The organism is Pelomonas cellulosilytica, assembly GCF_021353265.1.
GTDB lineage: Bacteria > Pseudomonadota > Gammaproteobacteria > Burkholderiales > Burkholderiaceae_C > Pelomonas > Pelomonas cellulosilytica.
On record NZ_JAJTWU010000011.1, the window covers coordinates 167,925 to 187,082 of the forward strand.

At 67.6% G+C, this 19,158-nt stretch carries 19 protein-coding genes; 10 read left to right on the forward strand and 9 right to left on the reverse strand.

Features of this window, described 5'->3' with window-relative positions; translation table 11 throughout:
• Positions 1–12: 12 nt before the first annotated feature.
• The 3 genes from LXT13_RS25025 to trpS are packed head-to-tail and all read right to left on the reverse strand — an operon-like array spanning position 13 to position 2,815.
• Complete coding sequence (locus LXT13_RS25025) at positions 13–1,356, reverse strand: MATE family efflux transporter (RefSeq protein WP_233375042.1); 1,344 nt, start codon at positions 1,354–1,356, stop codon at positions 13–15.
• Positions 1,353–1,805: a DUF3717 domain-containing protein gene (locus LXT13_RS25030; RefSeq protein ID WP_233375043.1), complete on the reverse strand. Its 453-nt coding sequence runs from the start codon at positions 1,803–1,805 to the stop codon at positions 1,353–1,355. The genes LXT13_RS25025 and LXT13_RS25030 overlap by 4 nt, the downstream gene beginning before the upstream one ends.
• Positions 1,802–2,815, reverse strand: a complete 1,014-nt coding sequence (gene trpS, locus LXT13_RS25035) for a tryptophan--tRNA ligase (protein WP_233375044.1) — start codon at positions 2,813–2,815, stop codon at positions 1,802–1,804. Before trpS ends, LXT13_RS25030 begins: the two co-directional genes overlap by 4 nt.
• 72 nt (positions 2,816–2,887) lie before the next feature.
• Between trpS and purN the strand changes: the two genes are divergently transcribed.
• A complete protein-coding gene (purN, locus tag LXT13_RS25040) occupies positions 2,888–3,520 on the forward strand; it encodes a phosphoribosylglycinamide formyltransferase (protein WP_233375045.1) in 633 nt (210 codons plus the stop codon).
• Positions 3,521–3,557: 37 nt separating this feature from the next.
• Here purN and LXT13_RS25045 read toward each other — a convergent pair whose 3' ends face one another.
• On the reverse strand, positions 3,558–4,205 hold the full coding sequence (locus LXT13_RS25045) for a DUF1345 domain-containing protein (protein ID WP_233375046.1): 648 nt from the start codon (positions 4,203–4,205) through the stop codon (positions 3,558–3,560).
• A gap of 31 nt (positions 4,206–4,236) precedes the next feature.
• Here LXT13_RS25045 and LXT13_RS25050 point away from each other — a divergent pair, with 31 nt between their 5' ends.
• The 3 genes from LXT13_RS25050 to LXT13_RS25060 all read left to right on the forward strand — a co-directional run bounded on the left by LXT13_RS25050 (position 4,237) and on the right by LXT13_RS25060 (position 7,440).
• Positions 4,237–5,499, forward strand: a complete 1,263-nt coding sequence (locus LXT13_RS25050; protein WP_233375047.1) for an RsmB/NOP family class I SAM-dependent RNA methyltransferase — start codon at positions 4,237–4,239, stop codon at positions 5,497–5,499.
• A 134-nt stretch (positions 5,500–5,633) separates the two neighbouring features.
• Positions 5,634–6,845 (forward strand): DesA family fatty acid desaturase, encoded by a 1,212-nt coding sequence (locus LXT13_RS25055; RefSeq protein WP_233375048.1) that lies wholly within the window; start codon positions 5,634–5,636, stop codon positions 6,843–6,845.
• A gap of 100 nt (positions 6,846–6,945) precedes the next feature.
• The gene (locus LXT13_RS25060) at positions 6,946–7,440 is read left to right on the forward strand and encodes a DUF3016 domain-containing protein (RefSeq protein WP_233375049.1); all 495 of its coding nucleotides are present in this window, start codon (positions 6,946–6,948) and stop codon (positions 7,438–7,440) included.
• Between the two features lie 88 nt (positions 7,441–7,528).
• Here the strand turns inward: LXT13_RS25060 and rpmG are convergent, their stop codons facing one another.
• The 3 genes from rpmG to trxB all read right to left on the reverse strand — a co-directional run bounded on the left by rpmG (position 7,529) and on the right by trxB (position 9,090).
• Positions 7,529–7,699: a 50S ribosomal protein L33 gene (gene rpmG, locus LXT13_RS25065; protein ID WP_025564431.1), complete on the reverse strand. Its 171-nt coding sequence runs from the start codon at positions 7,697–7,699 to the stop codon at positions 7,529–7,531.
• A 35-nt stretch (positions 7,700–7,734) separates the two neighbouring features.
• On the reverse strand, positions 7,735–7,968 hold the full coding sequence (rpmB, locus tag LXT13_RS25070) for a 50S ribosomal protein L28 (protein ID WP_233375050.1): 234 nt from the start codon (positions 7,966–7,968) through the stop codon (positions 7,735–7,737).
• A 162-nt stretch (positions 7,969–8,130) separates the two neighbouring features.
• A complete protein-coding gene (trxB, locus tag LXT13_RS25075) occupies positions 8,131–9,090 on the reverse strand; it encodes a thioredoxin-disulfide reductase (protein ID WP_233375051.1) in 960 nt (319 codons plus the stop codon).
• 162 nt (positions 9,091–9,252) lie between these two features.
• On the opposite strand from trxB, the gene LXT13_RS25080 reads away from it, so the two are divergent.
• Genes LXT13_RS25080 through LXT13_RS29035 form a run of 6 tightly spaced genes read left to right on the forward strand, consistent with a single transcriptional unit; the run spans position 9,253 to position 15,674 of the window.
• Entirely contained in the window at positions 9,253–9,921 is a 669-nt protein-coding gene (locus LXT13_RS25080) for a Crp/Fnr family transcriptional regulator (RefSeq protein WP_233375052.1), read from the forward strand.
• Positions 9,922–9,973: 52 nt separating this feature from the next.
• Positions 9,974–12,355 carry a DNA translocase FtsK gene (locus LXT13_RS25085; protein WP_233375053.1) on the forward strand — a complete coding sequence of 794 codons (2,382 nt, stop codon included), beginning with the start codon at positions 9,974–9,976 and terminating at the stop codon, positions 12,353–12,355.
• Positions 12,356–12,365: 10 nt separating this feature from the next.
• Complete coding sequence (gene lolA, locus LXT13_RS25090; RefSeq protein WP_233375054.1) at positions 12,366–12,971, forward strand: outer membrane lipoprotein periplasmic chaperone LolA; 606 nt, start codon at positions 12,366–12,368, stop codon at positions 12,969–12,971.
• 38 nt (positions 12,972–13,009) lie between these two features.
• Entirely contained in the window at positions 13,010–14,317 is a 1,308-nt protein-coding gene (locus LXT13_RS25095) for a replication-associated recombination protein A (protein ID WP_233375097.1), read from the forward strand.
• On the forward strand, positions 14,295–15,215 hold the full coding sequence (locus tag LXT13_RS25100; RefSeq protein WP_233375055.1) for an amino acid ABC transporter substrate-binding protein: 921 nt from the start codon (positions 14,295–14,297) through the stop codon (positions 15,213–15,215). Before LXT13_RS25095 ends, LXT13_RS25100 begins: the two co-directional genes overlap by 23 nt.
• Before the next feature lie 51 nt (positions 15,216–15,266).
• Positions 15,267–15,674 carry a DUF6368 family protein gene (locus tag LXT13_RS29035; RefSeq protein ID WP_419964709.1) on the forward strand — a complete coding sequence of 136 codons (408 nt, stop codon included), beginning with the start codon at positions 15,267–15,269 and terminating at the stop codon, positions 15,672–15,674.
• Between the two features lie 28 nt (positions 15,675–15,702).
• Here LXT13_RS29035 and LXT13_RS25105 read toward each other — a convergent pair whose 3' ends face one another.
• On the reverse strand, positions 15,703–17,043 hold the full coding sequence (locus LXT13_RS25105) for a sigma-54-dependent transcriptional regulator (protein ID WP_233375056.1): 1,341 nt from the start codon (positions 17,041–17,043) through the stop codon (positions 15,703–15,705).
• Positions 17,036–18,853, reverse strand: a complete 1,818-nt coding sequence (locus tag LXT13_RS25110; protein ID WP_233375057.1) for a sensor histidine kinase — start codon at positions 18,851–18,853, stop codon at positions 17,036–17,038. Before LXT13_RS25110 ends, LXT13_RS25105 begins: the two co-directional genes overlap by 8 nt.
• Positions 18,854–19,158: the final 305 nt, after the last annotated feature.

Sequence of the window (19,158 nt, forward strand, 5' to 3'; positions counted from 1 at the left end):
TAGAGCACGGCTTCAGCGGTTGGCGTGAAACACTTGGTACAGCAGCAGGCCCAGCAACAGCGCTGCCGTCAGCAGCCCCGCGGTGGCGGCTTGCCAGAAGCCCAGCGCACCATTGCCCGGCACATGGAAGGCCAGCGCGTAGCCGCCGCCAATGCCCACGCCCCACAGGGCCACGACGTAGATGATCATGGGCAGCGTGGCCACCTGGTAGGCCCGCAGCACATAGGCCGCCACGGTCTGCAGCGCGTCGCCGAAATGGAAGAACCACACCCAGACGAGCAGCGGCAGCGCCGCCGCGGCCGTCTTCGCGTCGGCGGTGTAGAGCGCGACGATTGGCTCGCGCGCCAGGCCGACGATGGCACCGACGCTCGCGGCCACCAGCGCGGCGAGCGTCATCGCGTGCCGGCCGACGATCCGCGCCTGCGCCTTCTCGCCCGCGCCGAGGTGTTGCGCGACCAGCGTGCCGGCCGCGGTGGCCAGCGCCAGCGCGACCATGAACATCATCGCGACGAGGTTGACGGCGATCTGGTGGCCCGCCACCGGAGTGGCGCCCAGCCGCGCGACGAAGAAGGCCATGAAGGTGAAGCCCGTCACCTCGACGAGGATGGAGCCGCCCATCGGCAGGCCCAGGCGCACTAGCGCCCACAGCTCGGCGACCACTGGCCGCGTTCGCCACAGCGATGCGATGCGGAACGGCGTGTAGAAGCCGTCGCGCCGCAGCAGCATCAGCGCGGCGAGGCTCTGTGCAGTCATCGCCAGCGCCGTGGCCCAGCCGCAGCCGGCCACGCCCAGCGCCGGAATGGGGCCCCAGCCGAACACCAGCACTGCATTCAGCGGCACCTTGGCCGCCAGGCCCATCAGCTGCACTGCCATGACGGCCTTGGGCCGGCTGACGGCGGTGGAGAAGCCGCGGAAGGCGGCGAACAGCAGCGCCGCCGGCAGCGCGATGGCCTCGGGTCGCGTGTAGGCACGCACCTTGTTGGCCTGAGCGGCGTCCAGCTGCGCGAGCCAGATGAAGGGCTCGGGGAAGGCCAGCGCCAGGCAGCCCGGCACACACAGCAGCAGCGCCAGCCATTGGGCCTGCACGAAGCTGCGGCCCGAGCCGGGCAGGTCGCCCGCGCCGAACTGCCGGCCGGCGATGGGGCCGACCGCCATCACGATGCCCATCAGCCCGACGAAGATGCTGAAGTAGGCCGCCGATCCGACGGCCAGCCCGGCCAGGTCCTCCGGGCCGACGCGTCCCAGCATCAGCGTGTCGACCGTGCTGAACATCAGCACGGCGAGCTGGCCGACGAGCACCGGCCAGGCCTGCGGCGCGAGCCGTCGCACGCTGTCGGCGAAGCGGAGGCGCGTCACGACCGCGAGCGTTCCGCGTAGCGGTTGAAGCGCCAGGCCGTGCCTTCGAGCAGGATGCGATGCCAGACGCCACGCTTCTCGAAAGGGCTCAGCGCGGGCCAGTGCTGGACCTCATCAAAGGTGCGGCCGCAGCCCTTGCAGACCGGGTCGCCCTGCGCGGTCGAGCAGATGGCGATGCAGGGCGAATCGGGCGTCGTGGAATACCAGGCCAGCCAGGCGTCCAGCGCCAGCGGCGGCAGGGCGGCAGGAGCGATGCAGGTGGTGCGGCTCAGCGAGAGCAGGGCGTAGGCCTCGGCGAGCGCCCGCACCTCGGGCACGGCGCGGATGCCGTCCGGCGACGGCGAATGCTCGCGCCACCAGTTGATGGCGGCTTCGAGGTCCGTGACGTGGATGACAGTCGTGGCCCCGGCGAGAGTGGCGCACGGCTCGTGATTGCCTCCGGCGTTCAAGCGGCCAGCCCCATTGCGCCGCGCACCTCGCGCAACGTCTTGCGTGCGACGGCGCGCGCGCGCTCCGTGCCCAGCTCCAGCGTCCAGCGCAGCTGCTGCGGGTCGATCGCGGCGGCGCGCTCGCGCCACGGCGCCTGCTCGCGCTGGATGGCCTCAATCAGCGGCTGCTTGCAGTCCAGGCAGCCGATGCCCGCGCTGCGGCAGCCCGTCTCGCAGGCAGCGCGCGTCGCGTCGTCGCTGTAGATCTGGTGCAGCGGCCACACGGGGCAGCGCGCCGGGTCGCCAGGGTCGCCCAGGCGCACGCGCTGCGGGTCGGTCGGCATCGTGCGGATCTTGGCCGCCGTGACCTCGGGCTCGTCGCGCATCGCGATGGCGTTGCCCAGGCTCTTGCTCATCTTCTGGCCGTCGAGGCCGGGCACGCGCGCGGTCTCGGTCAGCAGCGCCTGCGGCTCGGCGAAGACGGGCGCCTCGGGCGCATAGAGTCGGTTGAAGCGGCGCGCGACTTCGCGGGTTACTTCCACATGCGCGGCCTGGTCCTCGCCCACCGGCACGCCCGCAGGCTTGTAGAGCAGGATGTCGGCCGCCTGCAGCAGCGGATAGCCGAGGAAGCCGTAGGTGGCCAGCTCCGGGTCGGCGGCGACCTGGTCTTTGTAGCTGGGCATGCGCGCCAGCCAGCTGGACGGCGTGCACATCGACAGCAGCATGAACAGCTCGGCATGCTCTGGCATGCGGCTTTGCAGGAACAGCGTGCAGCGCTCGGGGTCGATGCCGGCGGCCAGCCAGTCGGTGACCATGTCGTAGGTGTGGCGCGCCAGCGTCTCGCCGCTGGGCCGCTGGGTCGTCAGTGCATGCCAGTCGGCGACGAAGAAGAAGGCGTCGTGGCTGTCCTGCAGTCGCACCCAGTTCTTGAGTGCGCCATGGTAGTGGCCGAGGTGCAGGGCGCCGGTGGGGCGCATGCCCGACAGCAGGCGCGGGCGGCTCGGTTTGACGGTCGGGAGAGGTGTCGACATGGGGCGCGGATTGTCGTCGAACGACCATGCCCCTGCCGTTCGGCAGGGGTGCGCCGCCTACACTGCCGCCATATGAAGAAGTTGGTGATTCTGATTTCGGGGCGGGGCTCCAACATGGAGGCCATCGTCAAGGCCTGCTCGGCCGAGGGCTGGCCGGCCGAAGTGGCCGCCGTCATCAGCAACCGGCCCGATGCGGGCGGCCTGCAGTTCGCTGCCGAGCGCGGCATCGCCACGGCCATCGTCGACCACAAGGCCTACGCGAGCCGCGACGCCTTCGATGCCGAGCTGGCCCGCGTCATCGACGGCTTCGCGCCAGACCTGGTCGTGCTGGCCGGCTTCATGCGCATCCTGACGCCCGCCTTCACGGCCCGCTATGCGCGCCGCATGCTGAACATCCACCCGTCGCTGCTGCCGGCCTTCACCGGCCTGCACACCCACGAGCGGGCGATCGAGATGGGTTGCAAGGTGGCCGGCGTGACGGTGCACTTCGTGACGGCCGAGCTGGACCATGGCGCCATCGTCGTGCAGGCCGCGGTGCCGGTGCTGCCGGGCGACGACGCGAAGGCGCTCGCCGCGCGTGTGCTGACGGCCGAGCACCGCATCTACCCGCAGTCGGTGCGCTGGTTCGTCGAGGGAGCGCTAGTGTGGGACGGCGAGGTGGTGCGCCACCGGGACGGCGGGCCGCAGCACCTCTTCCTCAGTTGATCGCGGGCGGAGCGCTACGCTAGGCGCTCCATTCCTTTCAACTGATCAGACCCGCAAGGATGTTGATGGACAGCGCCAGCACGCCGGTGTTGAACACGAAGGCCAGCAAGGCCTGAACCAGCACCAGCCGGCGCATGCCGCGCGAGCTGACGCAGACGTCCGAGGTCTGCGACGTGGCGGCCACGGTCATCGAGAAGTAGAGGAAATCGCCATAGTCTGGCGGGTCTTCCTCGTTGCCCGGGAACTCCAGTCCGTGGGCGGCTTTGCCCTCTCCGTGGTACAGGCTCGCGTAGGCGATACCGAACTCCACCGGCAGCAGCAGCCACGAGCCCGCCACGGTGGACAGCGCCAGCAGCGCGTAGCGCGAGTCATGCTGCTGGCGCGCGGCCTGCAGCTCCAGCGTGATGGCGGCCAGGCTTGCCAGCGCGCCGAGGACGGCCAGCATCAGCATGACCGGCACGCCCTCGTTGAGGCGCTTGGCGCGCTGGCGCACGTCCGTGGCTCCGGCGCGGCCCAGCATCATCCACAGCGCCAGCGGCAGGTAGATCCAGACGACGAGGTTCCAGCCGATGAGCAGGCGCGTCTGCAGGTTCAGTATGCCTGGCCACGCCGCGGCCAGTGCGCTGCCTACGAGAAGTGCTGTCAACAGGCGGGGGCGCAGGCGCAGCTGGGTCCAAAGCTTCATGAAGCGGGGAGGGGCTTGGGATAATGGCGCGATGCATCCTAATGCCCTGCTGGCGCTCAGCGCCGAGTTGATCGCAGCCGTCAACAAGCTCGACGCGCCCGCCGACGGCACCGTCTCCGCCTTCTTTCGTCAACACAAGGCCCTCGGCCAGCGCGAGCGCGCGAGCATTGCTGAGACCGTCTACGCGATGCTGCGCGAGCGGCCGAAGTTCCAGCATCTCGCCCAGAGCGGTAGCGGCCCGGTGCCGCGGCGACTGGCCATCCTGGCCTGGCGCGGCAGCGAGAGCTTCCTGCGCGGCGCGCTGACGCCGGTCGAGCAGCAGTGGCTGGAGCAGGTCAACGCCATCGCGCCTGAGACGCTGGCGCCCAAGCTGCGCCACAACCTGCCGGAGTGGCTGGCCGAGCCGCTGCTGGCCAGGCTTGGCGAGGCCGGGTTCTGGCCGCTGGCCGCAGCGCTGAACGAGCCGGCGCCGCTGGACCTGCGCGTCAATACGCTCAAGTTGAAGCGCGAGGAGGCGCAAGCACAGTTGAAGGTCGTCGGCATCGATGCCGTGCCGACGCCGTTCTCTCCGCTGGGCCTGCGCGTCGATGGCAAGCCGGCACTGCACAAACTGGAGCTGTTCACGAGCGGTTCGGTCGAGGTGCAGGACGAGGGCAGCCAGTTGCTCGCGCTCCTGCTGGCTCCCAAGCGCGGCGAGATGGTCGTGGACTTCTGCGCCGGCGCTGGCGGCAAGACGCTGGCGCTGGGCGCGCTGATGCGAAGCACGGGCCGGCTCTACGCCTTCGACGTGTCCGGACACCGGCTGGATGCGCTGAAGCCGCGGTTGGCGCGCAGTGGTCTGTCCAACGTCTACCCGGCGCAGATCGCCCACGAGCGCGACGACCGCATCAAGCGCCTGGCCGGCAAGATCGACCGCGTGCTGGTGGATGCGCCGTGCTCGGGCCTGGGCACGCTGCGCCGCAACCCGGATCTGAAATGGCGCCAGTCGCCGCAGGCTGTAGCCGAGCTGCAGGACAAGCAGCGCGCCATCCTCGCCAGTGCGGCGCGGCTCGTGAAGCCCGGCGGTCGGCTCGTCTATGCCACCTGCAGCCTGTTGGACGCCGAAAACGAGGTCATTGCCGGCGAGTTCGAGGCCGCGCATGCCGACTTCAAGCGGCTGCCTGCCGACGATGTGCTGGGCAAGGCGCAGGTCGAGCGAGCTGGGGAACTGGTGGAGAACGGCGCGCTTCGCCTGTGGCCGCATCGTCATGCGACGGACGGCTTCTTCGCGGTGGCCTGGGAGCGGGCGGCTTGACCGGCGTCAAGAAAATGACGCTGCATTGCACGCGGTTGCACGATTGAGGTGCTAGCGGCCCCTTGTTTTTGGGGGGCTCCCTCTACAATCGAAGTTCCCTTGCATGCCCCGGATGGGGTGAGGTCCCGCACGCAATGAACGAATTCCTGAACGCGCTGTTGAACTGGCTGGAAAACGGCCTGGCGAACTTCAGTGCCTGGCAGCTCGTGGTGTTCACGCTGGTTGTGACGCACATCACGATCGCTGCAGTCACCATCTTCCTGCACCGTTCGCAAGCCCACCGCGCGCTCGACCTCGGGCCCATTCCGTCGCACTTCTTCCGCTTCTGGCTGTGGCTGACCACCGGCATGGTCACGAAGGAATGGGTGGCCATCCACCGCAAGCACCACGCCAAGTGCGAGACCGAGGAAGACCCGCACAGCCCGCAGACTCGTGGCCTGAAGAAGGTTATGGCCGAGGGTGCCGAGCTCTACCGCGCCGAAGCCAAGAATGCCGAGACCATCGCCAAGTACAGCCGCGGAACGCCGGACGACTGGATCGAGCGCAACCTCTACACCAAGTACAGCTGGCAGGGTGTCGCGCTGATGCTGATCATCAACGTGACGCTGTTCGGTGCCATCGGCGCCACCATCTGGGCGATCCAGATGGCGTGGATCCCGTTCTGGGCCGCTGGCATCGTCAACGGCGTCGGCCACTACTGGGGCTATCGGAACTTCGAGGCACCTGATGCGTCGACCAACCTGATTCCCTGGACGCTGATCATCGGCGGCGAGGAACTGCACAACAACCATCACACTTACCCGACGTCGGCCAAGTTCTCGGTCAAGCCGTACGAGTTCGACATCGGCTGGGTGTACATCCGCGGCATGGAAATGCTGGGCTGGGCCAAGGTTCGCAAGACCGCGCCGAAGCTGAGCCTGGGTGAGATCAAGCCGGCCGATGCGCGCACGCTGGAAGCGTTGATTGCCAACCGCTATGAGGTCATGGCGACCTATGCCCGTGGCCTGAAGTCGGCCTGTGAGGCCGAACTGGCCCGCATCAAGGCCGAGGGTGGCAAGCACAGCGAGCGCATCGCCCAGCTGAAGCTGGCCAAGCGCTGGATGCACCGCGATGAAGAGCGCATCCCGGCCGATCTGCACGGCCCGCTGGCCCATGCCCGTGCCGCGAGTCCCGTCATCGACAAGCTCGTGACGATGCGCGAGGAGCTGCGCCAGTTGTGGACGCGCACCAACGTGTCGGCCGAGCAGCTGGTGGCCGACCTGCAGGCCTGGTGCCGTCGTGCCGAAGAAAGCGGCATCGCCGAGTTGCAGGCCTTCTCGATGCGCCTGCGTGCGGTGCACGCCTAAGTCTGCGTTTCACCGCGTAAAGGGCGCCCATTCGAGGCGCCCTTTTTTCTTGCGTGGCCTAGACTTGTTGCTGCCTTCATCCACAACTTGGAGCCATGCCATGAAGTATCGCCACGCCATTGCATGGGGCCTGCTGGCCCTGGCCGCCGCCGCGCGCGCCGACGTGAAGGTGAACTTCGTCAACCCGGACAAGTTCATCGACATCAAGGACAACACCGGGTTCGCCGACAAGGACGTGCTCACGCAGATCGAGGCACATCTGGTGGCGCAGGCGCAGAAGTTCCTGCCCGGCCAGGACGTGACGATCAATGTGACCGACATCGACCTTGCGGGCAACGTGGAGCCGTTCGGCCACAGTGTCCAGTGGGTGCGTGTCATGCGCCGGGTGACGCTGCCGGCCATCACGCTGAACTACGAGGTCAGCCAGGCCGGGCAGGTGGTACGCAAGGGTGACGCCCGGCTGCGCGACATGAACTACCAGGACGGCGTGAACAGCTACTTCAGCGGTGAGCCGCTCAGGTACGAGAAGCACATGATCGATCGGTGGTTCCAGGACGAGTTCGGCACCAAAGTCGCTGCCGCATCACCCCGTTGAGGCGCCCCAAAAGCAAAACCCGCCGGCGTTGCCGCTCGGCGGGTTTTGCTTGGCTTGAAGCGCGATTGGCGGCAGGCGCCGCCTGCAGTCACTTCAGCTTGATTTCCTTGTACAGGACGTGCTTGCGCGCCTTCGGGTCGAATTTCATGAATTCGAGCTTTTCGGGCGTGGTCTTCTTGTTCTTGTTCGTCGTGTAGAAGTGGCCGGTGCCCGCGGTGGACTCCAGCTTGATCTTTTCGCGGCCGCCTTTGGATGCCATGGTCGTATTCCTTCGGTTGTGTCAGTGAACGACGATCAGAGCTCGCCCTTGGCGCGCAGATCGGCGACGACCTGGTCGATGCCGACCTTGTCGATCAAACGCAGAGCGGCGTTGCTGATGCGCAGGCGCACCCAGCGGTTCTCGGACTCCACCCAGAAACGGCGGTATTGCAAGTTCGGCAGGAACCGACGCTTGGTTTTGTTGTTGGCGTGGGAAACGTTGTTCCCGACCATGGGCTTCTTGCCCGTGACTTGACAGACGCGTGCCATTGACGCTCTCCGGTTTGACTTCTCTGACCAGCCGCCGCGACACCCGTCGCGAGCAGCCCTTTGACCGCAATGCCTGCTAGCCCCGGGCTCCGAGAGTCCGGGTGCGGTCCATCCGGCAGGCAAGCCCGCGAGTATAGCGGCAATCCCCCCGTCTGGCGAGTTTTAGCCGTTTTCCTGTTCCAGGAAGCGCTGTGCGTCGAGCGCCGCCATGCAACCCGTGCCGGCACTGGTGATCGCCTGACGGTAGACGTGGTCCTGCACGTCGCCAGCAGCGAAGATGCCCGGCACGCTGGTCATCGTCGCGAAGCCGTTCAGGCCGCTGCGCGTGACGATGTAGCCGTCCTTCATCTCCAACTGACCCTTGAAGATGTCGGTGTTGGGCTGGTGCCCGATGGCGATGAAGCAACCGTGCAGCGCGATGTCGGACTTGCTGCCGTCCAGCACGCTGCGCAGCCTCACGCCGGTCACGCCGGAGGCATCGCCGAGCACCTCGTCAAGTTCCTGGAAGAAATGCAGGACGATCTTGCCGGCATCCGACTTTTCCTTGAGCTTGTCGACCAGGATGGGTTCGGCGCGGAACTTGTCGCGGCGGTGGATCAGGTGAACGGTCTCGGCGATGTTCGACAGGTACAGCGCCTCCTCGACGGCCGTGTTGCCGCCGCCGATGACGCAGACCTGCTGGCCCCGGTAGAAGAAGCCATCGCAGGTCGCGCAAGCACTGACCCCTCGGCCCATGAACGCCTGCTCCGACTCCAGGCCGAGGTACTTGGCGGACGCGCCCGTGGCGATGATGAGGGCATCGCAGGTGTAGGTGGCGCTGTCGCCGACCAGTGTGAACGGGCGCTTGGAGAAGTCGACCTGGTTAATGTGATCGAAGACCATCTGCGTCTGAAAGCGCTCGGCGTGTTGCTGGAAGCGCTGCATCAGCTCAGGGCCTTGCACGCCCATCACGTCGGCCGGCCAGTTATCGACCTCGGTCGTTGTCATGAGTTGACCCCCCTGCGCCATGCCAGTGATAAGCGTGGGCTTCAGGTTGGCGCGCGCGGCGTAGATGGCGGCGGTGTAGCCCGCGGGGCCGGAGCCGAGGATGAGCAGGCCGTGGTGTTGGGTATTGGCGATCATGACGGGAAGGTGAGGGCGGCTCGGCGTCTCGCAAGGAAGTTCTAGGGATGTAACCCCGGCCTAACCCGGAGCTTCGGAGCGCGCCACGGTGTGCACAATGCACGCCATTCTAGGCAGGCGTGCAATTTGCCACCTGCGGGGGCGCAAAACAGGAGGATGTATATGGCGATGATTTCCAACCTGGACCTGATCCGCCGGGTTCCGCTGTTCTCGATGCTGACGACGGATCAGGCGCAGTCCATCGCGGACAGTGTCGTGAAGCGGCGTTTCAAGCGCGGCGAACTGATCGTGGAGCAGGGTACCAAGTCGAATGCTCTGTTCATTCTGCTCAACGGCCGGGCACGCGTGCTGACCGCCGACCATCGCGGCCGCGAGGTCATCCTGGCCGTGCTGCAGTCTGGCGACTACGTCGGCGAGATGAGTCTGATCGACAACGAGCCTCATTCCGCCACCGTGCGCGCCGAGGTGCAGACCGACATGCTGGTGCTGGGGCGTCTCGAGTTCGCGCGTTGCCTGCCGGAGAGCAGCAGCCTGGCCTACGGCATCCTTCGCGGGCTCGTCGCCCGGCTGCGCAATGCCGACCGGCAGATCGAATCCCTCGCGCTGCTGGACGTATACGGCCGCGTGGCGCGCACGCTGCTCGATATGGCCGAGGACGAGAAGGGCATCAAGCTCATCCGCGGCAAGGTGTCGCGCCAGGACATGGCCAAGGTCGTTGGCGCGTCACGTGAGATGGTCAGCCGGGTCATGAAGGACCTGGAGGAGCGCGGCGTCATCGAGACGCTGGAGAACGGCTCGGTCGTCATCAAGGAACGGCTGACCCACGATTGATCCGGATACAGCTTCGCCGGCCCGCGATGGGCTGGCGCGGCACAATGCCCGGATGAGTTTTCCCCTTGGTTCCCTGCTGGGCGGCGATGGCGCCGCCAGCGAACCCGCCGCCCCGGCCAAGTCCCCCCGCCGCCAGGCGCCCAAGACACGAGATGCCGCACCGGCATCGGCGGCCTCGCGCCTGCTGCGCACGCCGCTGTGGCTGGCGCTGAGCGCGCTGCTGCTGGCGCTGCTGGTGCTGGCGATGGCCACGCACGACCTGCGCGACGCGGCCTTCACGACCAGCGGCCAGCGCGACCTCGTCGGCAACCGCGTCGGCAGCTTCGGCGCGTGGCTGTCGGACGGGCTGCTCTTCGTCTTCGGCTTTTCGGCCTGGTGGCTGCCGCTACTCGCGCTGCGGGCATGGTTGCGCGGCCTGGCCGGCCTGCTGCGGCATGACGTGGCTGTCGTGCCTCGCTGGAGTCAGCGGGCGCGCTGGTGGGCGGGTGTGCTGCTGTTGCTGGGCGCCAGTTGCGCGCTGGAGTGGAGTCGGCTCTACGCCGTCGAGCCACGGCTGCCCGGTCATGCCGGCGGCATCGTCGGCTACCTGCTGGGCCCGCTGGGCATGAAGGGGCTGGGCTTTGCCGGCTCCGGTGTCGTTTGGATCGTGCTGTTGCTGACCGGCATGTCGTGGGCGCTGCGCTTCTCATGGGGTCAACTGGCCGAACGCATCGGCGAGCGCATCGAGCAGTTGCGCGAGAAGCGCATCGAACAGCGCGAGATGAAAGCGGATCAGAAGGCCGGCGAGCGCGCCGTTAAGGAGCGCGAGCAGGAGGTCGAGGTTGAGCGCCAGATCGAGCGGCAGGTGGAGGCCGAGCACGCGCCGCTGGTCATCGAGGCGCCGGTTGTCGAGGTGCCGCAGTCCACGCGCGTCGCCAAGGAGCGCCAGCAGACGCTGTTCGCCGACGTGGGCGACGCTAAGCTGCCGCAGGTCGACCTGCTGGACGCCGCACCGGGCCGCCAGGAGACCGTCACGCCCGAGTCGCTGGAGATGACAAGCCGGCTCATCGAGAAGAAGCTGCGCGACTTTGGCGTGGAGGTTCACGTCGTCGCCGCGTCGCCCGGCCCGGTCATCACGCGTTACGAGATCGAGCCGGCCACCGGCGTGAAGGGCTCGCAGGTCGTCAACCTGGCCAAGGACCTGGCGCGCAGCTTGAGCCTCGTGTCCATCCGCGTGGTCGAGACGATCCCGGGCAAGAACTACATGGCGCTGGAGCTGCCCAATGCACGCCGGCAGACCATCCGCTTGTCCGAGATCCTCGGCTCGCAGGTCTACGCCGACGCCGCGTCCCAGCTGACGATGGGCCTGGGCAAGGACATCGTTGGCCTGCCGGTCGTGGCCGACCTCGCCAAGATGCCGCACTGCCTAGTGGCCGGCACGACCGGGTCGGGCAAGTCGGTGGGCATCAACGCGATGATCCTCAGCCTGCTCTACAAGGCCGAGGCGCGCGACGTGCGCCTCATCCTCATCGACCCCAAGATGCTGGAGATGAGCGTCTACGAGGGTATCCCGCACCTGCTGGCGCCGGTCGTGACGGACATGAAGCAGGCCGGCAACGCGTTGAACTGGTGTGTCGGCGAGATGGAGCGGCGCTACAAGCTCATGTCCAAGATGGGCGTGCGCAACCTGGCCGGCTACAACAAGAAGCTCGACGAGGCCAAGGCCAATGGCGTCAGCATCCCCAACCCGTTTAGCCTGACGCCCGAGGAGCCCGAGCCGCTGGAGCGCCTGCCGTTCATCGTCGTCGTCATCGACGAGCTGGCCGACCTGATGATGGTCGTCGGCAAGAAGATCGAAGAGCTGATCGCCCGCCTCGCGCAGAAGGCGCGTGCGGCCGGCATCCACCTGATCCTGGCCACGCAGCGGCCGTCGGTGGACGTCATCACCGGTCTCATCAAGGCCAACATCCCGACGCGGCTATCCTTCCAGGTCAGCAGCAAGATCGACAGTCGCACCATCCTCGACCAGATGGGCGCCGAGGCGCTGCTGGGCATGGGCGACATGCTCTACATGCCCTCCGGCACCGGCCTGCCGATCCGCGTTCACGGCGCCTTTGTCAGTGACGACGAGGTGCACCGTGTCGTCGAGTACATCAAATCGCAGGGCGAGCCGAACTACATCGAAGGCATCCTGGAAGGTGGTGTGCTGGACGACCTCGGCAGCGAGGCGCCGGCACCGGGCGAATCCAATGGCGAGGCCGACCCGATGTACGACCAGGCAGTCGCTATCGTCCTACAGCACCGCAAGGCCTCGATCTCACTCGTGCAGCGCCACCTGCGCATAGGCTACAACCGCGCCGCGCGACTACTGGAGCAGATGGAGAAGTCCGGCCTCGTCGGTGCGCTGGCGTCCAATGGCAGCCGTGAACTGATCATCCCCAAACGTGACGAATAGCCCGAGACGAATGAAGAAGCTCCTGATCGCCCTGACGCTGCTATCGAGCGGCCTGGCGCATGCCGACGCGGTTGATGCGCTGCGCGATTTCGCGCGCGACGTGAAGAGCGGCAAGGCCAACTTCACGCAGACCGTCACGGCGCCCGACGGCAAGCGCAAGAAAACATCGTCCGGCAGCTTCGAGTTCGAGCGCCCCAACCGTTTCCGCTTCGTCTACGCCAAGCCTTTCGAGCAAACCATCGTCGCAGACGGCAGCAAGGTTTGGATCTACGACGCGGACCTGAATCAGGCCAGCTCCCGCAAGCTGGCCGATGCGCTGGGCGCCACGCCCGCCGCGTTGCTGGCCGGCGCCAACCTGGAGCGCGACTTCACGCTGAAGGCCTTGCCGGTCGATGGTGGCATCGATTGGGTGCAGGCCGTGCCGCGGCAGGCCGAGTCGACTATCCAGTTGCTGAAGCTCGGCTTCAAGGGCAAGGAGCTCGCGGCGATGGAGATCGTCGACGGCTTCGGTCAACGTTCGCGACTGGACTTCAGCGCCGTGCAGGCCAATGTGCCGGTCACGGCGGATCGTTTCCAGTTCAAGCTGCCGGCGGGCGCGGACCTGATCGAGCAGTGAGCGCTTCGTCCCACGGATCGCTGTTCGACGACGAACCGCTGCCCGGCGCGACGCCAGCTCCCGCGGCGCCGCAGGCCGGCATTCCGCTGGCAGAACGCTTGCGGCCCAAGACGCTCGACGAGGTCATCGGCCAGCGTCACCTGCTAGGCCCTGGCATGCCGCTGCGCGTCGCGTTCGACGCCGGCCGGCTGCACAGCATGATCCTGTGGGGCCCTCCGGGCGTCGGCAAGACGACGTTGGCGCGGCTGATGGCCGGTGCCTTCGATGCGCAGTTCATCGCAATCTCGGCCGTGCTGGGCGGCGTCAAGGAGATCCGCGAGGCGGTGGAGCGCGCCCAGGTTGCCGCGGCGCAGGGGCGGCGCACCGTCGTCTTCGTCGACGAGGTGCACCGCTTCAACAAATCACAGCAGGATGCCTTCCTGCCGCATGTCGAAGCAGGACTCTTCACCTTCATCGGCGCGACGACGGAGAACCCCAGCTTCGAGGTCAACTCGGCGCTGTTGTCGCGCGCCACCGTGCAGGTGCTGAAGAGCTTGGATGCCGACGAGCTGGGCCAGCTCATCGCCCGCGGCGCGACCGAGCTGGGCGTGCCGGAGCCGACGCCCGAGGCCGCGCAGCGCCTCATCGGCTATGCGGACGGCGACGCGCGCCGGCTGCTGAACGCCTTCGACACGGCGGCGTCGCTGGCGCAGGGCTCTGCCATAGACGAGGCCTTGCTGGAGCGGGCGCTCGGCGAGCAGCTGCGACGGTATGACAAGGGCGGCGACCAGTTCTACGACGTCATCAGCGCGCTGCACAAGTCCGTACGCGGCAGCCATCCGGACGGCGCGCTGTACTGGTTCGCGCGAATGCTGGACGGTGGCGTGGACGCCCGCTACATCTGCCGCCGCCTGATCCGCATGGCCAGCGAGGACATCGGCTTGGCTGACCCGCGCGCGCTGCGCATAACGCTGGACGCCGCCGAGGCTTACGAGCGTCTGGGCACGCCCGAGGGCGAGCTGGCGCTGGCCGAGGCCGTCGTCTATCTCGCGGTGGCGCCGAAGTCCAACGCCGTCTACAAAGCCTTCAACGAGGTGCGCGCCTTCGTCAAACAGGACCAGAGCCGGCCGGTGCCGGTGCACCTGCGCAATGCGCCGACCAAGCTGATGAAGGAGCTCGGCTACGGCAAGGCCTATCGCTACGCGCATGACGAGCCCAACGCGTATGCCGCCGGCGAGCAGTACCTGCCCGATGGGCTGGAGGCCGTGCGCTGGTACGCTCCCGTGCCACGCGGGCTGGAGCTGCGCATTGCCGACAAGCTCGCTGAGCTGCGCCGGCTGGACGATGAAGCGTCTGGCGCGGCTTAGTGTGGTGCTCAGTGCGGCACTAGCCGCACTGCTGGCGTCAGCAGCCGTGTACGCCGCGGACGGCCCGACGCTGACCCGCGTGCGCGACACCGGCGTCATCGTCATCGGCTACCGGCCGGCATCGCTGCCGTTCTCTTTCCTGGACGCCCAGCTGCGACCCACGGGCTACACCATTGAGCTGTGCGACCGCGTGGTGGACGCGGTGCGCCAGAAGCTGCAGCTGTCCGACCTGGAGGTGCGCCGCGTCGAGGTGGCGTCCGCCACGCGCATGCCGCTGGTCATCAACGGCACGCTCGACCTGGAATGTGGCATCACGACGCACACCGCCGAGCGCGCCCGCCAGCAAGCGTTCTCGCTGACAATCTTCGTCGCCGAGACGCGACTGATGACGCGCGCCGGTGACCGCGTGGAGAGCCTGGCCGAGCTCCGTGGCCGCACCGTGGCCACCACGGTCGGCACGACCAGCATTCAGCACTTGGCCAAGGTCAACGAGCAACAGGGGCTGGACATCCGCATCCTCGGCGGGCTGGACGACCCGGAGGGATTCCAGTTGCTGAAGAGTGGCCGCGCCGCGGCCTTCCTGATGGACGACGTGCTACTGCGCAGCATCATGGCCCAGCAGGGCGCGGCGGCGGACGACTACCGCATCTCCGACACGGCGCTCACCGTCGAGCCCTATGCCATCGGGCTGCGCAAGGGCGACGTGCAGTTCAAGGCACTCGTGGACGGCGTGCTGGCGGGGCTCTACCGCAGCGGCGAGATCCACGCGATCTACCGGCGCTGGTTTGAGCAGCCGGTGGCGGCTTCGGGCACCAACCTCAAGCTGCCGATGAGCGCGGCGTTCCGGCGCGCGGTCGCCAACCCGACGGATTCGCCGGACCCGGAGCGCTATCGTTAGGCCAGGGAGGCTTATGTCAGACTCTTCCACCCAAGTGCGTTGCGCGCACGCTTGAGCTCTGAAGATCTCGCTCAGCTTGGTGCCCTCACGCAGGCGATAGCCGGCACATGGAACGGAGAGTCGTTTTGGCTGCTAGGCCAACCCTCCACGATCATCCCTTTGGAGCCTGATCAAGACGTGCTGGCCTTCAGTCTGGCTGGCTGGATTCCGGAGCAGGCGATTGTTGTGGCGTGCAACTTTCGTGGAGCGGCGGCAGATGTGCTGTTGGCTTTTTTCGCCGGGAGGCTGGCAGATTTGTTTTGTGGGTTGGTCGCGCTTGGCTTTAAGCTGGAGTCGTATACCAGGAGCCCGTCAATGCTGACCTTGGACGGTCGGTATTGTTCTGACGGTCTTGGCGACGTTGTTACCCCAGCTTGCTTGAACTATTGGGCAAGGGATCCCGAGTTCAGGATGTGTTGAGGCGGGAGAGGTCCGGCAGGCCGGTGCCCTATCGAAAGTCGTCCAGCACGATCCCGTGGCGGTTTAGCTTGTCGTACAGCGTCTTGCGCGGCGTGCCCAGCAGCTCCATCGCCGCTGGCACTTTGCCCTGGGTCTTGCGCAGCGCCTGCTCGATGAGGGCCTTCTCCACCAGATCCATCTGCTTGGCCAGCGGCAGGTGAGGCAGCGCGTTCAGCGCGGCCTGAGGGTCCAGGTCGTCCAGCGCGAGTACGAATCGATCGGCTGCGTTGCGGATCTCGCGCACGTTGCCGGGCCAGTCTTGGGCCATTAGCTCGCGCAGCTTGTCGGGCGTCAGCTCCGGCGCGTCGCGCTCGTAGCGGGCGCAGGCCTGGGCAACGAAGTGCTCGAACAGCAGCGGGATGTCCTCCCGGCGCTCCCGCAGCGGCGGGATGTGCAGTGTCGCGATGTTCAGTCGGTAGTAGAGGTCCATGCGGAACTCGCCCTTGCTCGACTGTTCCTTCAGGTCCGACTTGCTGGCGGCGATGAAGCGCACGTTGACCGGCACCTCGTCGTTGGAGCCCAGCCGCTCGATGCGCCGCTCCTGCAGCACGCGCAGCAGCTTGATCTGCAGCGCGATGGGCATGGTCTCGATCTCGTCGAGCAGCAGCGTGCCGCCGTTGGCATGTTCGATCTTGCCGATGCGCCGCTTGGCTGCGCTCGTGAACGAACCGGGCTCGTGGCCGAACAGCTCGCTCTCGAACAAGGCCTCGGGCAGGCCGCCGCAGTTGATGGCGACGAAATGGCGGTCTCGGCGCGGGCTCTGGTCGTGCAGGCATCGGGCCACGAGCTCCTTGCCGGTGCCGGTCTCTCCGACGATGAGCACGTCGGCCGAGGTGCCGGCCAGCGTCAGCACTTGGCGGCGCAACTGCTGCATGGCCGGCGATTGGCCCAGCAGCGCGGCCTCGATGCCGCTGGCGCGCTGCAGCTGCGCGCGCAGCGCGTCGGCCGAGTGCCGCAGCGTGCGCAGGTCCAGCGCCCGCCGGGCCACGTCCACCAGGCGCTCGGGCGCGAAGGGCTTCTCGATGAAGTCGTAGGCCCCAGCGCGCATGGCCTGCACGGCCATCGCCACGTCACCGTGCGCGGTGATGAGGATGACGGGAATCGCTGGGTCCGTCGCCTGCGCATGTGCCAGCAACGCTCGGCCGTCCATGCCGGGCAGGCGCACATCGGTGATGAGCACGACCTGCGCGCCGGGCTGCAGTTGGGGCAGGGCCTCTTCGGCGCTGCGGCAAGGGAGCACGGCAAAGCCTTCCAGCTCCAGCGTCTGCGTGAGGCTCACGCGCACAGGCAGGTCGTCCTCGACGAACACGATCTTGTAGCCTTCAAACATCGGGGCTCTCCCAGGGGGCGACGGCGAGGTCGAACTCGAAGCTCATGCCGCGCGGCAGCGGTCGCGCACGCAGCGTGCCGCCGAATTCATGGACGATCTTGGCGGAGATGACCAGGCCCAGGCCCAGGCCTTCGCCGGCCGGCTTGGTCGTGAAGAAGGGCTCGAACAGGTGGTGCAGGTCCGCCTCGCCGACGCCGGCGCCGCTGTCCTGCACCTGCACGAGCGCACGCCCGTCCTGCACGGTGACATGCACGCTCAAGCGGCGCTCGGTCTCGTCCGCCATCGCGTCCATCGCGTTGCCGAACAGGTTGACCAGCACCTGCTCCAGCCGGTTGGCCTCGGCCCGCACGCGCAGGTCCGCCGGCACGTCCACGTCGGTCTGCACACCCAGCGGCCGGCTGCGGTGTTCCAGCAGCAGCAGCGCGTTGCGCACGCTGTCCAGCAGCGGCACCGAGCCGGTGACCTGCTCGTCGGCCTTGCGGGCGAAGTTCTTCAGCTGGCGCGTGATCTGGCTCATGCGCTCGACCATGTCGTCCATGATCTGGAGGTTGGCCGCCACGGCATCGGCGCGGCCCGTTTCCAGCAGCCGGATGGAGTTGCGGGCTAGCGCCCGTAGCGCCGTAAGCGGCTGGTTGACCTCGTGCGACAGCCCGGCCGACATCTGCCCCAATACTGCCAGCTTGCTGGCCTGCAGCAGCTCGCCCTCGGTCTGCAGACGCTGGGCGATCTGCGTCTTCAGCGCATCGTTTGTGTGACGCAGCTCGGCCGTGCGGCTATCCACCAGTTGCTCCAGTTGCGCATGGGCCTGGCGCAGGGCCGTCTGAGCCTGTGTCAGCTGGCGCAACGCGCGTCGCCGGGACGACAGATACAGCACCAGCAGCCCGACGCTGGCGCCGAAGGCCGCGCCGCCCCAAGCGGCGAGCTGCGCGCGCTGGCGCACTTCGGTCAGGTCCGACAGCGCCACCAGGCGCAGCCCCAGCGGCACGAGCTGGCGCTGCTGCGCGAGCATCGGCCGGCCCTCGGCGACGTCGCCGGGCAGCGGCAGCCGCACGAGGCGGCCGCGGTGCGCCTCCAGCGCAGCCGGCAACGCGAGGTCTGCGCCGATGGCCTGCGGGTAGCGCGCGCTGGCCTGCAGCGCCGCGCGGCGAGACGGGTCGGCATGGCCCAGCACGGCGTACTTCCAGGGCTGGACCGAACTCATGATGACGACATCCTGATCGTCAGCGACAAGGATGCGTTCGTTCTGCGAGCGCAGGCCCAGATCCACCCAGGTCGCCTCCAGCGGGGCGAGGTTGAAGCGCACGACGATGACGCCGCCCGCCGGGCCGCTGCCGCGCAGCGGGTGCAGCAGGTAGAAGTCGGTGCTGCCGGTGACCGGGTCGGCCGCAAAGAAGTGGCTGCGGCCCTGGGCCAGCACCTCCGGCAGGCGGGCCGGCGGCGTCAGCGGTTCGCTGGCGGTCAAGACCTGACCCTGGAGGTCGGCCACAAAGATCTGGCTCGTGCCGGCGCGCACGTTCACGCGCGCCAGCGTCTGGCTGGCGCTGCGCTGGCGGCCGGCGTCACCGGGGGCCAGCATCAGCGCCTGCAGCGTCGGGTCGATGGCCAGCAGGCTGGGCAACGACGCCTGCCGCCCCAGCTCGGCGGCGAGGTTGCTGGCGTACAACTCCAGCCGCTCGGTGCTGAGGGCCGAGAGCTGGTCGCGGCCGCTGCGTTCACTGAGGCGGTGCGCCAGCACGAAGCCGAGCACCATCAGGGCGCCGGTCAGGAACAGATGAAAGCCCGGCCGGCTCAGCAGACGCAGCAGGCGCATGACGCGGGGGCGAACGGAAGAGGGCGCGGACATGATGAACGGGCGGCTAGTTTGCCCAGCCACAGCGTGCGCCGAGGGCCTGTGCGACTCTTTTTTGCGCCCGGGCGGAGAACCGCCAGTGCGGCGTGCGGTTTGTGCGGATTTCCGCCCAGTTCTGGGAGGGTGACACTCGTGATTTCTGCCCAGTGCCGCCCTTTGTGGGAGGGATCAAACGGTCCAGGGTGGCGGACCGTCGGTGAATACCCTTGAAACACAGGCTCGCGCCGAGGTTTGGCACGAGGGTTGCGATTTCTCCCGGGTCGCTT

What these genes read in the sequence shown, in the direction of transcription:
- trpS (WP_233375044.1), bottom strand. Translation starts at nt 2,815, where the DNA reads ATGTCGACACCTCTCCCGACCGTCAAACCGAGCCGCCCGCGCCTGCTG.
- purN (WP_233375045.1), top strand. Translation starts at nt 2,888, where the DNA reads ATGAAGAAGTTGGTGATTCTGATTTCGGGGCGGGGCTCCAACATGGAG.
- LXT13_RS25045 (WP_233375046.1), bottom strand. Translation starts at nt 4,205, where the DNA reads ATGAAGCTTTGGACCCAGCTGCGCCTGCGCCCCCGCCTGTTGACAGCA.
- LXT13_RS25050 (WP_233375047.1), top strand. Translation starts at nt 4,237, where the DNA reads ATGCATCCTAATGCCCTGCTGGCGCTCAGCGCCGAGTTGATCGCAGCC.
- LXT13_RS25055 (WP_233375048.1), top strand. Translation starts at nt 5,634, where the DNA reads ATGAACGAATTCCTGAACGCGCTGTTGAACTGGCTGGAAAACGGCCTG.
- LXT13_RS25060 (WP_233375049.1), top strand. Translation starts at nt 6,946, where the DNA reads ATGAAGTATCGCCACGCCATTGCATGGGGCCTGCTGGCCCTGGCCGCC.
- rpmG (WP_025564431.1), bottom strand. Translation starts at nt 7,699, where the DNA reads ATGGCATCCAAAGGCGGCCGCGAAAAGATCAAGCTGGAGTCCACCGCG.
- rpmB (WP_233375050.1), bottom strand. Translation starts at nt 7,968, where the DNA reads ATGGCACGCGTCTGTCAAGTCACGGGCAAGAAGCCCATGGTCGGGAAC.
- trxB (WP_233375051.1), bottom strand. Translation starts at nt 9,090, where the DNA reads ATGATCGCCAATACCCAACACCACGGCCTGCTCATCCTCGGCTCCGGC.
- LXT13_RS25080 (WP_233375052.1), top strand. Translation starts at nt 9,253, where the DNA reads ATGGCGATGATTTCCAACCTGGACCTGATCCGCCGGGTTCCGCTGTTC.
- LXT13_RS25085 (WP_233375053.1), top strand. Translation starts at nt 9,974, where the DNA reads ATGAGTTTTCCCCTTGGTTCCCTGCTGGGCGGCGATGGCGCCGCCAGC.
- lolA (WP_233375054.1), top strand. Translation starts at nt 12,366, where the DNA reads ATGAAGAAGCTCCTGATCGCCCTGACGCTGCTATCGAGCGGCCTGGCG.
- LXT13_RS25100 (WP_233375055.1), top strand. Translation starts at nt 14,295, where the DNA reads ATGAAGCGTCTGGCGCGGCTTAGTGTGGTGCTCAGTGCGGCACTAGCC.
- LXT13_RS25105 (WP_233375056.1), bottom strand. Translation starts at nt 17,043, where the DNA reads ATGTTTGAAGGCTACAAGATCGTGTTCGTCGAGGACGACCTGCCTGTG.
- LXT13_RS25110 (WP_233375057.1), bottom strand. Translation starts at nt 18,853, where the DNA reads ATGCGCCTGCTGCGTCTGCTGAGCCGGCCGGGCTTTCATCTGTTCCTG.